Origin of the sequence: Acaryochloris sp. IP29b_bin.148, from assembly GCF_028285565.1 — a bacterium.
GTDB lineage: Bacteria > Cyanobacteriota > Cyanobacteriia > Thermosynechococcales > Thermosynechococcaceae > Acaryochloris.
On the sequence record NZ_JANQOY010000054.1, the window covers coordinates 1 to 15,202 of the forward strand.

Sequence of the window (15,202 nt, forward strand, 5' to 3'; positions counted from 1 at the left end):
TCACCTACCTCTTCGAACTTGAAATCCACCGCCAAATAGTCAACTTTCCCAAGTTATTCAAATATGGTAGATTCTCACGAGCTACATAGGATTGCTATAAATCGCTAGCTTATCCACCCCGCCACTGGTCAAATTCACCTCAATTGCAAAATCAGGCAAATCCTTCAACTCCTGCACGCAATAACACTCATCCGGTTCCAACCCTATCGCCTTCGCCTCCAGCCGAAACGTCGTCGATCCATATCCATGCAGCGGAATATCCACTTCCTCCGCATACCGCTCTAGCAAACGAGCAATCACCTTCTTCAGCATTTCATGTTCAGGCGAAGGCATAAAAATTTCTAGATTTCCCTGCAAGTACAGTAAACGGAGTCCAGGATAATCCCCCAACGTCGATAACAACCCGTCGTACTGCTGCCAAGACACACTTGAGAGGATCACGCGCTGATCTTCCGTAACGGATGGCATACAAGTGGTCATGGCTGTTTTCCGATAAATACCTTGATCTTAGTCACTATCCGCTATCCCATTTGCCTTAACCAGAGGGGAATTTGCTCTGAAAATCGATGGTGATAATTTTGGGCCTCATTCGCACTCATGCCCTGATGCCGCGCATCTTCCAATAATTGGCTCATCGATCGCATCGACGCTTCCACCTCAGTCCAGGAATCAGGCGACTTTCGTAATAGTGCATTTAATTGCGATCGCATCGGATCAACCCGTGATTCATCAACAGCCACTGCGGAGGAAGCCGACTGTAAGCGAGGCGCTGGTACTTCACAAGCCACAGGCGGTGCATGGGTGCTAATCAGATATTGTTCAAGTCGAGAAGGGAGACTGTGAGGCTTCTCCACCAATTGACTCTGAGGGGGAATATAGGTGTGGGTTTGCTCGTCATAGGCCAGGACTTCACCTGTCTCGATATGATAAATCCAGCCATAGATCTGGAGTTTGCCTTGCAAGAGGCGCGATCGCACAATCGGATATGTCTTCAGATTATCAATCTGGACCAAGACATTTTCCGCCACTAAAATTTCAACCCGCTCTTCATCTTGCGATTCTGGATAGTTCTCTGCAACCACTCGTCGCGTTGTTTCGGCATGTTGTAACCAGTCATAAACCAAGGGCATATCTGCTTGCAGCTTATTCAGCTTCATCAGCCCTTTCATTGCCCCACAGTGGGAGTGGCCGCAGATCACCACTTGATCGATCTCTAGAGCAGCAATGGCATATTCAATCGTGCCGCCTTCGCCGCCATTGGCCGCGCCATAGGGCGGCACAATATTCCCGGCATTCCGAATCACAAACAATTCCCCCACATCCGTTTGGGTAATCAGATTGGGGTCAACCCGCGAATCAGAGCAGGAGATAAATAAGACACGGGGTTTTTGACCGTGAGAGAGTTCTTCTAAGAGTTCTTGATGCTCAGCAACGTAGCTTTGCTTAAACTCTTGGAGACCACGAACTAGCTTTTTCACGACTGAACTTCCTTGACATGACTTGGCGCGAACCATGTCATCCGGCTTAGTCCACGCAAGTTCTGGGATAGTAATCTTCTCAAGAACTCAGTTTAAACTATATTCAAGCAGTCAAAAGATATAAAAAGTTTATCGTTGCCATCATATCCTGACGAGTGAACGGTTCAGCTTTGCTAACCTACCAATAACCGGATGAGTGGGGCATGAGATATAGCATGCAAGATAGACGCCACCCCTATCAATCGCTCAGTCCTGAATTAATCTGCTGATCTTTGGAGTCCGTTGGCCAACATCTAACCCTCCATTACAAAATGACCCTGACGTGATGGCAGTCGGTACATACTCCGGTTGTACGCGAAAAGTAGACCCGAGCGCGATGCCTACATTTTTTCAATGGGCAGCTGTTTCCACTGACAGCCCGTATGCAGGAATTTCAAAATGTAGCACTCAGCAATTCTTGGAACTTCACGGGGAGTGTCATGCTGTTCTCCGCAATGGACTCGAGCACAGAGCAATGCTGACCCAGATGAAGAATTTCGGGTCAATGGAAGAAATATACTGATTGTGCAGATAGCACTCAGTTCGTTTATTGCTCTAAGCTAAAGGCGCTTCATACCAATTTATCGCTAAATTTCGAGCATATTCTTCCAGAAATACGTCGCTCATGCTGTTAAATTTAGATACTAAAGACACAAGTACTGGCATCTAGTCAATAATGAAGAGATAATTTAAGTATGATGACGACGCACCTATGCATCATTGAGCATTGCGAATAGATTGAAATAGCTTCCACACTTCACCTTTGACTCGCGTTGAAGTTTCAGCATTGCAGGTTCAAGAAAGATATCTTTTTTGGGGGTTTCACAATCAACATCATGTTCACCTATTGACTGCCTTATGGTTTGTTGTCTCAATCCCAAGTGCGAGAAACCTCTTAACCCAGATATAAATAAGTTCTGTCAGCAGTGCGGTACACGAATCGTGCCGTTACGGCAGCGCTTTAAGATGATGCGCCTCTTGGGGCGAGGTATGTTTGGCAATACATATCTGGCAGAAGACCGGGATAACCTGCATGAACTTTGTGTGGTTAAGCAACTGATCTGTCAAACTCGGGGAACAGGCGCGAGCCAAACCGTTGTTGAACCCTTTTTGCAAGAGGCGGAGCAACTGCGGCGTCTTAAAAAGAACCAACATATTCCCAGCATCTTGGCTTATTTTGAAGAAGACCATATTCCCTATCTCGTACAGGAATATATTGATGGCCAAGATTTACAGCAAACGGTTGAGAACCAAGGCCCCTTCTCCGAACATCAAGTTCAAGCATTGTTGCTAGAACTATTGCCTGTATTACAGACGATCCATGACCAAGGGGTGATTCATCGCGATCTTAAACCTGCGCATATTATGCGTCAGCATCGAGATGGCAAGTTGATTTTGGTGGGGTTTTGTGTCTCCCAGCAAGTCAATTTATCCGATTTGCAGCAAACAGACAGTGTACGCGCACAGGTCAGTTATGCCCCGCCAGAACTGTTTTCAGTGGATAAAAGCTTGCCCGGGAGCGACTTGTATAGTTTAGGTGCCAGCTGTATTCATTTACTGACGGGTGTTGCCCCCCATGCACTGCCCCTGAAAGAGGGAGAGGTGTGGGTCGATAATTGGCAGGAGCATCTGCCTGAGCCACTTAATCCAGCCCTACAAGCCATCCTCAAACGATTACTGCAAACTGATGTCTCGGCCCGATATACCTCGGCCCTAGAGGTGCTCCGAGAAGTACGCACCCGGATAAAAAACCCGTCGCGTCCCGCCCCCTCTCCGCCTCCTCCTCCGGAAAAACCACCTGCTAAGCCAGTGCCCGCCAGCCCCTCGCCAGCCCCATCACCCCGCAAACTCAAACCAACCCTACCGATTTTTCCCTCTGAAGTGGTGCAGGTGGACGCTCATGGCAACATCGTGGAGCGTCAGCATCCGTCCATTCACTATCTCCGAGTCACTTTAGATAAGGAGATCAGCCTTGATTTGGTTCATATTCCGGCAGGCCAATTTTCGATGGGTTCTCCTGCTCATGAGCCCCACCGACAGGCTGCTGAAGATCCTCAACATCCAGTGACAGTACCCGAATTTTTCCTGGGCAAATTTCCCGTGACTCAAGCCCAATGGCGGATTGTGGCAGCATTACCCACCGTCAAACGCGAGCTAGACACACAACCCTCAACCTTTGCAGGGGAGGATCGTCCTGTGGAAGGAGTCTCTTGGTTTGATGCGGTGGAATTCTGCAATCGTCTATCCCAGTTAACAGGCAAGGACTATCACCTACCCAGTGAAGCGGCCTGGGAATACGCCTGTCGAGCGGGTCAGCAAATGCCCTTTGCCTTTGGCGAAACGCTGACGCCAGACCTTGCCAATTATGATGGCACCACAGCCTATGAGAAGGGACCCACAGGTAACTATCGTCAGCAAACGATCGTGGTCGGCAAATTTCCCGCCAATCCTTTTGGGTTATACGATATGCATGGCAATGTTTGGGAATGGTGTGCCGATCATTGGCATGGTAATTATGCCGATGCCCCCAGTGATGGTAGCGTCTGGCAAGATCAATATTTCTTTGCCTGTGTCCTCAGGGGTGGGGCCTGGAATGCCCAAGCTGCAAGCTGCCGTTCTGCTGCCCGGATTTGGGAGGCGGCCTCTGAGCAGAGTAGTCATATCGGTTTTCGTGTCGCCTGTACTGCGGCGAAATCGGTCAGCCGATAGCCGACGGATCAGTTTAAAGCCAACGGCATAGAAAACCGTAATAATGATGTGAACGCTCATTTCCAAGAGGTGCAACATCCCGTCGGATGGAAGTTCTCTCCGTTACCTTGAAAAACTTTAAGGCCCATCGCGATCGCTACTATGAATTTCGCCCGGGTGCCAATGCGATTTGTGGTGAAAATGGCTCGGGCAAAACCAGCATCTTAGAAGCTATTGCCTGGGTCCTGTTCGATCACAGTGACTATAAACGGGCTGAACTGATTAGTGTGGGTGCCAAAAGTGCTCAAGCGATCGTTAGCTTTGTGTCTCACCTAGATGGGCGTGTTTATGAGGTGCGTCGCTGTACCAGCCGAGGCTATGAAGTTCACGATCCACAACTCCATCGCAAACTGGAGTTAAAAAAGCTGGAGGATGTGCGCTGCTGGCTGTGTGAACATTTGGGTGTGGGTGTCCATACGGAACTGGCCAAGTTGTTTGCCGAAACGATTGGGATTCCTCAAGGAACCTTTACCGTGGACTTTCTGAAGTCAGTGAGCGATCGCAAGCGGGTATTCGATCCGATTTTGAAAGTCGAAGAGTATAAGCAAGCCTATGATCAGAGTCGCGATTTAGAAACCTATGCTCGGGCGCAAGTCGAGCAATTAGAGCAGCGTTTGCGGACCTATGACCAGCAACTCGAGGGATGGGAACGGCTGCAACAACAACAGGCTGAATTGGCCGCCACCCTAGTCCAGCACCAAACTCAAATCACACAGATGGCGGGGCAAAGGGCGGAAATCCAGACGGAACTCCAGACGTTGAAGGCCCAGGCTCAACAGCTCCAGACCATAGAAAAACAGGTTCAGCAGTTGCAAACCCAATGGACCAGTAAGCAGGAAATCCTCCAGCTTCTAGAGCAAAACTGGCAGCAGGCTGAGCAAGCGGTTCAGATTTGCCGTCAGCATCGGCCTCAGTTTCAGGCCTACCAACAAGCTCAAGAAGCGCTCAAAACCTTATCGCAACAGCAGAAGCAACGGCAGCGGTTGATGCAGGATCGCGATCGCATCCACACCCAACTGCGCGATCAGCAGGTGGCTCAGTCTCAGCAGCAGGGACAGTTGGCGACCTTTGCCAAAATGCATGAGGAACTTAAAACCTGGCAACAACAGGTTCCTCAGCAACAGCAACTCGAACAAGATAAGACGGCTTGCCAGCAAACGCTGCAAACCTTAGCCGCCGATCAGCAACAGTCCCAACGCCTACAGCAGCAATTACACAAACGTCAGCATAGCCGGGATACCCTTAGCAAAGCCATTGCCCAATTAGTCGCCTTAGAACCGCAGGTCCAGACTATCCCTGATCTTGACCATCAATGCCAACAGATTCAGGAGCGACTGGGACGGATTGCAGCGGCCCAGCAGTTTGCCTCCGAGTTACAGGCCTTGATGGCCCAAGTGGAACCGCAGCAGCAATGCTATCAGCAGCAGGTCCAAAAAGCGCAAGCACTGCTTCGCAGCCTATCGTTGGCAAAGTCCAAGCAAACTCAGCTGGCCCAAATTTTGGACCAAGGGGCGGCGCTGACGGACGAGATTGTGCGCCGGATCCAAACGGCCTTTGCCGACTTGATCGATCCGCAAATGGTGACCCAGCTACAGCAACAGCTTAAACAGCAGAAGACTCAACTGAAGGCAGCCCAGGCAGCTCAGCAGCAGTGGCTCACCTTAGAGGTTAAACAGCAGCAGCAAGCGGAGCTAGACCAAGAGATGGCGGCTTTGCAACAGGAGTGCGATCGCATCCAAGCCACCCTGAAACAAGAACCTCACCTCCAGCGCCAGTTGGCAGACCTGAATGCCCAGCTATCGGCCTTAGCGGATCCGCAAGGTCATATCCGCGTGTTGAACCAGCAACTGCAAGGGGCGAGCCAGCTAGAAGCGGAAATTGCCCGCTTAGAACAAACCTGCCAAACTCACCAGCAGTCCTTAGAACAGATCGAAGCGCAGGTCCAAGCCTTAGGCGATCTAGACGCCCAGGTCGAAGCTCAACAGCAAATTCAACAAGACCACCAAGCGATCTATCAGCTCTATTTACGCCATCGTAATCAGGCCAATGCGTTTAAGGAGTTAGATCAGCAACGTCGGGGTGCGATCGCAGACCAAACCCAACTGCAAGAACAATTGACTGATGCTCAGGCACAGTGGCAGCAGCAGTCTCAAAACCATAATCCTGAGCGGCTGGCAGACCTCAGCCAGACCTATGAGCAGTTGCAACGTCAGCATGATCAATTACAAGGTGGACTAGCACCGCAACAAGCGCAACTCCATACGCTCGAACAGCAGCTGCAAGCTCAGCAGGCCCTTGCCCAGGAACGCGATCAAGCCCTTGGTGACTTGGCAGACAAGCGCCAAGTCTTTCAATTGATTACGGATGCTCGCACCATTTACAAGCAGAGTGGTCCTCGGATTACGAAGTTTTATCTGACTGAAATCTCTTGGGAAGCCGATCGCCTGTATCGAGAACTGCTCAATCGTCCAGATGTGGCCCTGCAATGGACGGAAGATTATGAAATTCAGGTACAAGAACAGGGCCATTGGCGTAGCTTTAAGAGTCTATCTGGGGGAGAACAAATGTGTGCAGCCCTAGCCGTGCGTCTAGCGCTGCTCAAAGTCTTAGTCGATATTAATATCGCCTTTTTCGATGAACCCACCACTAATATGGATGAACCCCGTCGTCGGCAATTGGCTGAAGCCCTAGGCCATCTCAAGTCCTTTCATCAACTATTTGTGATTAGCCATGACGACACCTTTGAGAGTGTCACCGAAAACATTATTCGGGTGGAGCGATCGCCCTAGATGAACCCTAAATGAGAAAGACCCCAGCGTTGCCGGGGTCTAGATGCGCGAACTATTCTACTCAATTACGATGCGGTTAAGAATGCGGCAAGTCGCTAAAAGCTCCATAAAGCCGCAAGCTGACCGACGATACCTTGTCCCGTTAGAACTTCAGTAATGACGGCCAAGGAGAACCCCAACATTGCCATACGACCGCTAAGGGTTTCAGCAAAGCTAGTGAATCCAAAGGTTTGTTCTTGAGTACTCATAATGACAGACTCCGTAATTATCAAGCATGTGCGTTATGAGTATTAGTGTAACGATAATATAAATAAATGTTGTAATTAAATTGACAATATCCTCGATTTATAGTCCATGTCAGCGAATCATTACATGCCTGAGCGTTAAGATCGCCCGCCAAGGCAATCCACGTGGGTCGCTGGTTCGCCCCTCAAGGAGACCACTTTTTCTGCTGTGGCGTTTGATCGGACGATTCACAACCCCTTCCTTTAATGATGCGAACATACAGCTAGGCGATTCGTCTACCTAAGGTGCAATCCAGTGCGTGACGGGGGCCGCAATTTTCTGCTGCTGTTGGTAGGCTGCCACAGCTTGTTGGCAGTTGTGCAAGCTGTCCTGCTCACTACTGCTGACGGCCTCAATGCGGTGCATTTGGGTGAGAGGGACTTCCACGTCAATGGCGTTTTCATGCGGTAGGCCCAAGGACAAGACCTCTAAACGCTGATTGTGAACGGTACCTGTAAAGCAACTAAACTCTGATTGTGGATAATAAAAGGCACCCGTGACGCTTTGACCCTGTTTTTTGAACACAACGTAGCCTTGGCCCACTTGATTGGCCTCGGCCACATCACCATATAAATAAGTGCCGTCTGCCAGAGAAGCAAGATTGGTAGAATCGGCAGCCTTGGATTGTTGAAAGATGGGCTCAGCAACGGTAAGACTGGTGCTGCTTAAGACTAGGGCACCACTGAAGGCAATTGCTGCATTGAATGAACCTAAAAATTTGGAAATAGAGGGAAACCGTTTCATTTTTAAAATCTCACTACCACTTACTTAATCTTCAGTTCGAATGTCTGGGAAATCAGTGATCCGATAGTGCCTCGGCAGTGCGTTGAGTCAAGCTTATCTGTGATCGAAATCACTCTTGCTAGGCTGATAAACGGGCTCAAAACAGTCTGCGTTTAAGGGTAAGAGCGGGGAATGGTCTTTCATCCTTAAGGTTAGACGAGGAAGCCTGTTTATCAACCTCTGGTCATTTCCGTGTAATTGCGTACTCTTATCTTGGCGGGTCTACCCTAGTGAGCAAAACGGTAGTTTTACTGAGTCTATCTGGCTAGCAGGCGGAGGACCTGAGCGCTAGCTAAATATCTGATAAATATTCCGTGATTATACGGTTGTGCAATTCCGATATATTCTTTTTTGAATTACTAAAAATAGCATGAACAATTGTGCTGAATTAACGTTTCTTTTTGCTTAATTCTTAACCGAAGCATACTGTGAAATGCTTACCCCAAAAGGGAAGTGAACGGCTTATTCTTTCCTTGATCTAGATCACATTTGTTAAGTGTTTATGATCACGAATACGGTTGATGTACGTTACAGCTCAGAAATGGGCAATACAAGAATATGACCTTATGGGTTAAATTCATCCGTGGGTTTAATGCCATGTGGGTGATATCGCCAAGAGGAATTCCACGGTCGAGTAACTGACATTAGTTCATTCTCTATTGCTATATCTTTTGCCAGGAGGGCAACTCCCAATGACTCCAGACGCTAAGCAAATCCTTGTTCAACTTCGCGAAACCTTTTATGCTCAGTTCGCGGCGGCCATGAAACGAGACGTATCGGTGACGAAGGACAATTCTCTTGTTTTTAGCCCTTCCTTAGCTGCGATCGCATCTTGGGTTGATGATCAACAGCGCTTCAATTATCTCAGTGTGACGGCTCATACCGCTCCCGACGCTCTTTTCCCTAATCGTCCCTTAACACTGCGCATTACCATCAATCCGCCCAGTGCTGTGATGACCAATACCAAGACCGTCCACAAGAAAACTGGACTGAATCTTAATCAAGCTTGGAGCTTAAACCTAACGGTCTTACCCGAAGAACTGGAAGGGATTACCCACTGGGTCGCTAGCTGGATTCATTCTCAAGATAACGATAGCATCGCCATTGGTGCCCCCTATCGTCTCAAAGTAACTCCCACCGAGGATGATAGAGACTATCAGGTTTGGACCCAATCGGCTTGGTACAGCTTAAACCCAGAAGAGCAGCCAATCGTTGAAACAGTTGAACGAGAGCAACCCTATCAAGCCGCTTAAGCATGGTCGGCACGGAGTATCAGCTAGCAGGACGCTTATTCCTCTAGCTGCAAGGTTCAATGCTACCCTGTGGTCAAACCGTCAGACCATTCACTGCCGTTTGACAGCAGTGACGACTCTTCTGAACCGACACGCGTGAAACAGTCCGAAACAAAGGCGATTCAGCCCTGGAGCGGATGGGAAACCGTGGGCTTGACGCTGGTGATTTTGGGTGTTTTTCTCAGTATCAGTACTGCGATCGCACTCTTTTTTATCACGATTGAGCTTGCCCAAAATCCCGCGCTCGATCCTCAAGAGATTGCTCAATCCCTCGAAACTAATGGTTTGGTTTTGTCCATCGCCACCATTTTGGCTGGCCTCGGCTGCAGTGGCCTGATTTACACAGTGCTAAAAGTGCGCCCGGCTTTGACCGTCCACCAATATCTAGCGCTCAGAAAACCAAGATGGACGTCTTGGCTGATCTGGAACGGGCTATTACTGGCGTTGATGCAATTCTCCGACGCGATTCTCCGAGCGTTTAAGCATCAAGAAACCTTTACCACCCAAATCTACCAAACCGCTCACAGTCCCCTACTACTCTATCTTGCTATTGTCGGGGTTGCGCCCCTATTCGAAGAGTTGCTGTTTCGCGGCTTTCTTTTTCAGGGGCTACAGTCTTCGCGCCTGGGTCCTAGAGGGGCCATTGTGATCACTGCCTTGGGCTGGGCTGTTTTGCACGTGCAATATGGTCCTTTGGTGATCAGCCAAATTGTCTGTTTTGGTCTCTTATTTGGCATGGCCCGCTGGCGAACCCATTCCTTGTTTATTCCCCTGTCGATGCATTGCCTCAACAACTTTCTGTCTTTATGGCTCACAGGCCTGCAGCTACAGTGACCGATTCTAGACATTGATGGAGGTGCTAAGTACGGTTAACGGCCCTCCATAGAACCGAAAGACTACTGCTAAACTGAAATACAAACGCTTTTAAAATGCGATTGTTCATTTCGCCTGAGTCTTACAACAGTTGAAGTCATTATGCCTAGCGACAATTTTATAGATAAAGCTTTTTCCGCAATGTCCGATGTCGTCATGAAAGTGATCCCCACGGATCAAAAGTCTAAGGATGCTTTCAAATACTATCGGTCCGGGATGGCAGCACAGGTAGACGGCAACTATGCAAAAGCGCTGGGAAACTATACCGAAGCCCTGGCCCTGGAAGAAGATCCCTTTGACAAGAGTTATATCCTCTACAACATGGGCTTAATTTTTGCCAATAACGGTGATCACGATAAAGCCTTGGATTACTATCATCAATCGCTGGAATTAAACCCAAACTTAGTTCAGGCGCTCTACAACACGGGTGTGATTCTCCATTTCAAAGGAGAACAGGCTGAAGAAGCCAACGAACTCGACGAAGCAGAGCGATTTTTTGATTTGGCGGCCGACTTTTGGAAACGAGCCATTAAAATTGCGCCGAATAACTATAGTGAAGTCCAAAACTGGCTGAAAACAACGGGTAGAGTTGGCGTGGGCTAATCCCCTGCGATCTAAGATGTTTGACTGGTCAATCATCGCCAGCATTTGCCGCAATAAACCTGAATGAGCTGTGAGACAATCAAGATCTTGCAGCTCGCCTGATTTTGGAGCAAGTCCGTGTTAGAACGTTCAGAAGTTGATAAAGTAGCCCATCTGGCCCGTTTAACCTTAACGGACGCAGAGGCTGAGCAATTCACCACACAGCTGGGAGATATTCTCGATTACTTTGAGCAGCTCAGTGAGCTGGATGTGGAGGCGGTGGAGCCGACCACTCGGGCCATTGACGTCAGCAATGTCACCCGCACCGATGACCTGAGTTCCTATCCAGATCTGGAGGCAATTTTTGCCTGTGCCCCGGATCAGGAAGATGACTATTTCAAAGTCCCGCAGATTATGAGTGAGAGTTGAACTTTAAAGCAGGTGTTCACTCGCTACTGCCTCAATAATATGCCCCTCTCCACAAAAAGATTTGAATTCCTGGAATAGAGATCTGTACCATAGGTATGGGGATACCCTGATTCGGCTTGCTCCAGTGGCAATGCCCAACTATATTGAATCCGCAGACTCCAACTGCTTTGGGTTGTAGTCGTTTTCTTGAGAGGAACCGTTCGCGATATGCCAACTATTGAAACCCGTACCGAACCCATGGTCATCAACATGGGACCTCAGCACCCTTCGATGCACGGGGTTTTGAGGTTGATGGTCACCCTTGATGGCGAAAACGTTGTCGATTGTGAACCGGTGATTGGCTATCTCCATCGCGGCATGGAAAAGATTGCAGAGAATCGGTCGAACATTATGTTCGTCCCGTATGTGAGCCGTTGGGACTATGCGGCGGGCATGTTTAATGAAGCGATTACGGTAAATGCCCCTGAGCAGTTGGCGAATATTAAGGTGCCCAAACGGGCCAGCTATATCCGGGTGATCATGCTGGAATTGAATCGGATTGCCAATCACCTGCTCTGGTTGGGTCCTTTTCTGGCGGATGTGGGTGCCCAAACTCCTTTCTTCTACATTTTCCGGGAACGGGAAATGATTTATGACTTGTTTGAAGCAGTCAGTGGGATGCGCTTCATCAATAACAACTACTTTCGTATGGGCGGGGTCGCAGCAGATCTCACCTATGGTTGGGTGTCGAAGTGTCTCGATTTTTGTGATTACTTTATGCCCAAGGTGGATGAGTATGAGCGCCTGATCACAAATAATCCCATCTTTATCCGTCGTTTAGATGGCGTGGGTACTATTAACCGCGAAGATGCCATTAATTGGGGTCTTTCGGGTCCAATGCTGCGGGCCTCTGGTGTCAAGTGGGATCTGCGTCGTGTGGATCACTATGAGTGCTATGACGACTTTGACTGGGAGGTTCACTGGGAAACGAAGGGCGATTGCCTGGCTCGCTATTATGTCCGCATGCGCGAGATGCGTGAGTCGGTCAAAATCATTCGGCAGGCGCTGGAGCATTTGCCGGGTGGTCCCTACGAGAACCTAGAAGCGAAGCGGATGATGGAAGGGCGCAAGTCCGAATGGAATTCCTTTGAATATCAGTTCCTGGGCAAGAAACTCGCTCCCACCTTTAAAATTCCAGAAGGCGAACTCTATTCCCGCGTTGAGACGGGTAAAGGAGAGCTGGGCATTTATCTGATCGGGGATGAGAATGTCTTCCCTTGGCGCTGGAAGATTCGCGCCCCTGATTTTAATAATTTGCAGGTGCTCCCTCAGTTGCTTAAGGGCATGAAAGTGGCAGATATCGTCGCCATCCTCGGCAGTATTGACGTGATTATGGGCTCCGTCGATCGCTAATCTAGGCTGCTAAGATCGGGGTTTGGACTGGGCGTGATGCTTTAATGTCTAAAATATTCGATCTGATTCAAGAGATGCAGGTCTACTACCGTCATAGAGCTGCGGAGTACGATGCCTCAATGGGATATGAACAACCAGAGAGGGTCGCCCAACTCTCAGGCGTGATCGATCGTCTCAGGCGGCTTGTTGCGGGTAAAAAAGTCCTAGAGATTGCCTGTGGCCCCTGTTTTTGGACACCTAGACTTTCTAAACTATGTTGAGTCAAGACCAGAAGAATACCGTACTCGCCGCAGCCACCACTGCGAGCCAACAATGGCAGTCTGCTTTTAATGCTGGCAATGCAGCTCTCTGTGCGGCCCAATATGAGCCAACTGCGATTATGCATGCTCGGCCCTTTGGCACCTTTCACGGCACCGCTGAAATTCACGCCTTTTGGGAAAAGCTGATTGCGGATGGATTTACAGATGTCGAATATCTAGATCCCCAGATTGAGGTGATTGATTCGACCCAGGCGGTGCTCACCTCTGGCTGGAAAATGAATAACGCTAAGGGAGTGATTCATAAAGAGCTGTGGGTGCTACAAACAGACGGAACAGCCAAGCTGCGAGAAGACGATTTTGAAGCCATAAATTAGCGACGGGGCTTCGCCTTTTTCTTGGCCTGATTGCGACGGGCGGCTTCTATTGCGGAGTCCAACCATACCTGAAGTTGTTCAAAATCCTCGTAAATAGCCTTGGGCAGCAGAAAGTAGGACATCGTGACAGGTTTGTTCTTAAGGTCGTAAACAAAAGGCGTACTGCCTGCCTCCTGAAAAAATGCCTGATTTTGAGCATCGGCTTTGAGATAAACCTGTTCATCTGCAATCAAGGCGAACATGACCCCTTCAACATACAGGCCATGTCCTCCAAACATCGCGCGAGCCGTCACTGGCGCAAATTGGTTAAAACGCGCCAAGACTGAACTAACAAAGGGGGAGGATTTAGGCATGGGACCGTGCTTTTCCGGAAACGATGGGTATACGGTTGAAGAACAAGCTCGAAATCTTAGTTGAACCCTAGCATGAACAAAACCATTGCTCGCCTGTTTTTAGCCTTAGGGGTGATCACGGCGGGAACCTTCCACTGGCTGACGCCCCATCCTTTTGTCCAAATGATGCCGACCGTTCTGCCTTACCCCTTGGAATTGGTCTATATTAGCGGCTTCTTTGAAATTCTGGGCGGTGTGGGGTTACTCATTCCCTTCGTCAGTCGAGCGGCCGCTTGGGGGTTGATTCTTCTGTTTATTGCCGTATTCCCTGCCAATCTCAATATGGCAGTTAACGATCTCGTCATTGATGGACTGCCCCATAATCTCGTGGCCTATTGGCTGAGACTGCCATTCCAAGGCGTCTTGATTGCTTGGGCTTGGTGGTTGACGAAACCGGATTTACCGACCAGTGAGAAAGCCCAGTAGTTTTTACGTCTCCACTGTTTCACTGGGCATCAGACTGCTACGCTCTTGCCATGACTGCACAACCCTCCGTTGACCCTAATCTGAGATCTTTTTTCCGGCTGGCTGCCATCAATGTTTTGTCCAACTTAATGGTGCCTCTGGCTGGACTCTTTGATGTGGCGTTCTTGGGACATCTGGATGAACTGTGGTATTTGGCTGGGGTTGCCTTGGCCACGGTGTTATTTAATTATCTCTATTGGACCTTTGGCTTTCTAAGGATGGGAACGACTGGACTAACGGCTCAGGCGATGGGTCGGCAGGACTCGGAAGCTATGCTGTTAGTGGGACTTCGCAATGGAGCCGTGGCCTTAGGAGTAGGGTTGGGCATTCTGTTATTGCAATGGCCTATCCGCAGGGTGGGATTTGGCTTACTCAGTGCAACGCCGGAAGTCAAAGCTGCAGGACAGGCTTATTTTGATGCTTTGATCTGGGGAGCCCCCGCGACATTGCTTAATTTTGTTGTAGTGGGCTGGTATTTAGGGCGAGCCCAAAGCCGGAAAGTCTTACTGCTGTCTGGGGTCAATAACTTTACTAATGTTGGGTTGAATTACCTCTTTATTGTTCAGTGGGGATGGCAAAGTACGGGGGCAGGGGCAGCCACAGCGCTGAGTCAATATCTAATGCTAGCCGTGGGATTCCTCTTGGTTCGTCAAGAGGTTGCTTGGTCACAGCTCCGAAGGGTTGGGTCCCAGATACTGCAATTGAAAGCCCTTCGACAAACCTGGACCTTCAATCGTGACATCTTGGTGCGGACCTTTGCTTTGATCTCCACGTTTGCCGTGTTTACTAACTTGAGTTCTGGCCTGGGTACAGTGGTGTTATCTACGAATACATTACTGTTACAGGTGGTGACCCTAGCCTCCTATTTTATTGATGGCGTCGCCTTTGCGATGGAAAGTGTCGCTGGGGTATTGAGTCAGCAACCTGGAGGGGCGACATGCCCGGTGGACCCCTTGCTTCTTTAGCTAATAATCAGGTAGACAAGAAAAAAGATGGGCTGCAAATGACGTATCTCCAGCTC

Annotated in this window: 15 protein-coding genes and 1 pseudogene; 11 read left to right on the forward strand and 5 right to left on the reverse strand. The window is 49.2% G+C overall.

What is annotated here, in order from left to right:
* Positions 1 to 81: 81 nt before the first annotated feature.
* On the reverse strand, positions 82 to 480 hold the full coding sequence (locus tag Q0986_RS05665) for a Uma2 family endonuclease (RefSeq protein WP_299405611.1): 399 nt from the start codon (positions 478 to 480) through the stop codon (positions 82 to 84).
* 41 nt (positions 481 to 521) lie between these two features.
* Positions 522 to 1,478 carry a carbonic anhydrase gene (locus tag Q0986_RS05670; protein ID WP_299405616.1) on the reverse strand — a complete coding sequence of 319 codons (957 nt, stop codon included), beginning with the start codon at positions 1,476 to 1,478 and terminating at the stop codon, positions 522 to 524.
* A gap of 897 nt (positions 1,479 to 2,375) precedes the next feature.
* Between Q0986_RS05670 and Q0986_RS05675 the strand changes: the two genes are divergently transcribed.
* Positions 2,376 to 4,226 (forward strand): bifunctional serine/threonine-protein kinase/formylglycine-generating enzyme family protein, encoded by a 1,851-nt coding sequence (locus Q0986_RS05675; protein WP_366918524.1) that lies wholly within the window; start codon positions 2,376 to 2,378, stop codon positions 4,224 to 4,226.
* Positions 4,227 to 4,312: 86 nt separating this feature from the next.
* Positions 4,313 to 7,054, forward strand: a complete 2,742-nt coding sequence (locus tag Q0986_RS05680) for an SMC family ATPase (RefSeq protein ID WP_299405625.1) — start codon at positions 4,313 to 4,315, stop codon at positions 7,052 to 7,054.
* A 95-nt stretch (positions 7,055 to 7,149) separates the two neighbouring features.
* On the opposite strand, the gene Q0986_RS05685 is transcribed toward Q0986_RS05680, so the two are convergent.
* Positions 7,150 to 7,302: a chlorophyll a/b-binding protein gene (locus Q0986_RS05685; protein ID WP_299405629.1), complete on the reverse strand. Its 153-nt coding sequence runs from the start codon at positions 7,300 to 7,302 to the stop codon at positions 7,150 to 7,152.
* 277 nt (positions 7,303 to 7,579) lie between these two features.
* Complete coding sequence (locus tag Q0986_RS05690; protein WP_299405633.1) at positions 7,580 to 8,083, reverse strand: hypothetical protein; 504 nt, start codon at positions 8,081 to 8,083, stop codon at positions 7,580 to 7,582.
* Between the two features lie 731 nt (positions 8,084 to 8,814).
* Between Q0986_RS05690 and Q0986_RS05695 the strand changes: the two genes are divergently transcribed.
* From Q0986_RS05695 to Q0986_RS05725, 7 genes are all read left to right on the forward strand, one after another.
* On the forward strand, positions 8,815 to 9,375 hold the full coding sequence (locus Q0986_RS05695) for a hypothetical protein (protein ID WP_299405636.1): 561 nt from the start codon (positions 8,815 to 8,817) through the stop codon (positions 9,373 to 9,375).
* Between the two features lie 135 nt (positions 9,376 to 9,510).
* Entirely contained in the window at positions 9,511 to 10,248 is a 738-nt protein-coding gene (locus Q0986_RS05700; protein ID WP_299405641.1) for a CPBP family intramembrane glutamic endopeptidase, read from the forward strand.
* A 141-nt stretch (positions 10,249 to 10,389) separates the two neighbouring features.
* Positions 10,390 to 10,890: a photosystem I assembly protein Ycf3 gene (locus tag Q0986_RS05705; RefSeq protein ID WP_299405646.1), complete on the forward strand. Its 501-nt coding sequence runs from the start codon at positions 10,390 to 10,392 to the stop codon at positions 10,888 to 10,890.
* Positions 10,891 to 11,007: 117 nt separating this feature from the next.
* On the forward strand, positions 11,008 to 11,298 hold the full coding sequence (gatC, locus tag Q0986_RS05710) for an Asp-tRNA(Asn)/Glu-tRNA(Gln) amidotransferase subunit GatC (RefSeq protein WP_299405650.1): 291 nt from the start codon (positions 11,008 to 11,010) through the stop codon (positions 11,296 to 11,298).
* Positions 11,299 to 11,505: 207 nt separating this feature from the next.
* Entirely contained in the window at positions 11,506 to 12,690 is a 1,185-nt protein-coding gene (locus Q0986_RS05715) for an NAD(P)H-quinone oxidoreductase subunit H (protein ID WP_299405655.1), read from the forward strand.
* 44 nt (positions 12,691 to 12,734) lie between these two features.
* Positions 12,735 to 12,950, forward strand: coding sequence for a hypothetical protein (locus tag Q0986_RS05720; protein ID WP_299405658.1), 216 nt, complete (start codon positions 12,735 to 12,737; stop codon positions 12,948 to 12,950).
* Complete coding sequence (locus Q0986_RS05725) at positions 12,944 to 13,324, forward strand: nuclear transport factor 2 family protein (protein ID WP_299405661.1); 381 nt, start codon at positions 12,944 to 12,946, stop codon at positions 13,322 to 13,324. The genes Q0986_RS05720 and Q0986_RS05725 overlap by 7 nt, the downstream gene beginning before the upstream one ends.
* On the opposite strand, the gene Q0986_RS05730 is transcribed toward Q0986_RS05725, so the two are convergent.
* A complete protein-coding gene (locus Q0986_RS05730) occupies positions 13,321 to 13,677 on the reverse strand; it encodes a TfoX/Sxy family protein (protein WP_299405665.1) in 357 nt (118 codons plus the stop codon). The two genes, Q0986_RS05725 and Q0986_RS05730, sit on opposite strands and share 4 nt — an antisense overlap.
* A 72-nt stretch (positions 13,678 to 13,749) precedes the next feature.
* Here Q0986_RS05730 and Q0986_RS05735 point away from each other — a divergent pair, with 72 nt between their 5' ends.
* A complete protein-coding gene (locus Q0986_RS05735) occupies positions 13,750 to 14,142 on the forward strand; it encodes a DoxX family protein (RefSeq protein WP_299405669.1) in 393 nt (130 codons plus the stop codon).
* Positions 14,143 to 14,192: 50 nt separating this feature from the next.
* A pseudogene (locus tag Q0986_RS05740) lies at positions 14,193 to 15,092 on the forward strand (MATE family efflux transporter); the annotation flags it as partial.
* Positions 15,093 to 15,202: the final 110 nt, after the last annotated feature.

What these genes read in the sequence shown, in the direction of transcription:
- Q0986_RS05685 (WP_299405629.1), bottom strand. Translation starts at nt 7,302, where the DNA reads ATGAGTACTCAAGAACAAACCTTTGGATTCACTAGCTTTGCTGAAACC.
- Q0986_RS05715 (WP_299405655.1), top strand. Translation starts at nt 11,506, where the DNA reads ATGCCAACTATTGAAACCCGTACCGAACCCATGGTCATCAACATGGGA.
- Q0986_RS05675 (WP_366918524.1), top strand. Translation starts at nt 2,376, where the DNA reads ATGGTTTGTTGTCTCAATCCCAAGTGCGAGAAACCTCTTAACCCAGAT.
- Q0986_RS05735 (WP_299405669.1), top strand. Translation starts at nt 13,750, where the DNA reads ATGAACAAAACCATTGCTCGCCTGTTTTTAGCCTTAGGGGTGATCACG.
- Q0986_RS05690 (WP_299405633.1), bottom strand. Translation starts at nt 8,083, where the DNA reads ATGAAACGGTTTCCCTCTATTTCCAAATTTTTAGGTTCATTCAATGCA.
- Q0986_RS05705 (WP_299405646.1), top strand. Translation starts at nt 10,390, where the DNA reads ATGCCTAGCGACAATTTTATAGATAAAGCTTTTTCCGCAATGTCCGAT.
- Q0986_RS05725 (WP_299405661.1), top strand. Translation starts at nt 12,944, where the DNA reads ATGTTGAGTCAAGACCAGAAGAATACCGTACTCGCCGCAGCCACCACT.
- Q0986_RS05680 (WP_299405625.1), top strand. Translation starts at nt 4,313, where the DNA reads ATGGAAGTTCTCTCCGTTACCTTGAAAAACTTTAAGGCCCATCGCGAT.
- Q0986_RS05665 (WP_299405611.1), bottom strand. Translation starts at nt 480, where the DNA reads ATGACCACTTGTATGCCATCCGTTACGGAAGATCAGCGCGTGATCCTC.
- Q0986_RS05730 (WP_299405665.1), bottom strand. Translation starts at nt 13,677, where the DNA reads ATGCCTAAATCCTCCCCCTTTGTTAGTTCAGTCTTGGCGCGTTTTAAC.
- Q0986_RS05695 (WP_299405636.1), top strand. Translation starts at nt 8,815, where the DNA reads ATGACTCCAGACGCTAAGCAAATCCTTGTTCAACTTCGCGAAACCTTT.
- Q0986_RS05720 (WP_299405658.1), top strand. Translation starts at nt 12,735, where the DNA reads ATGTCTAAAATATTCGATCTGATTCAAGAGATGCAGGTCTACTACCGT.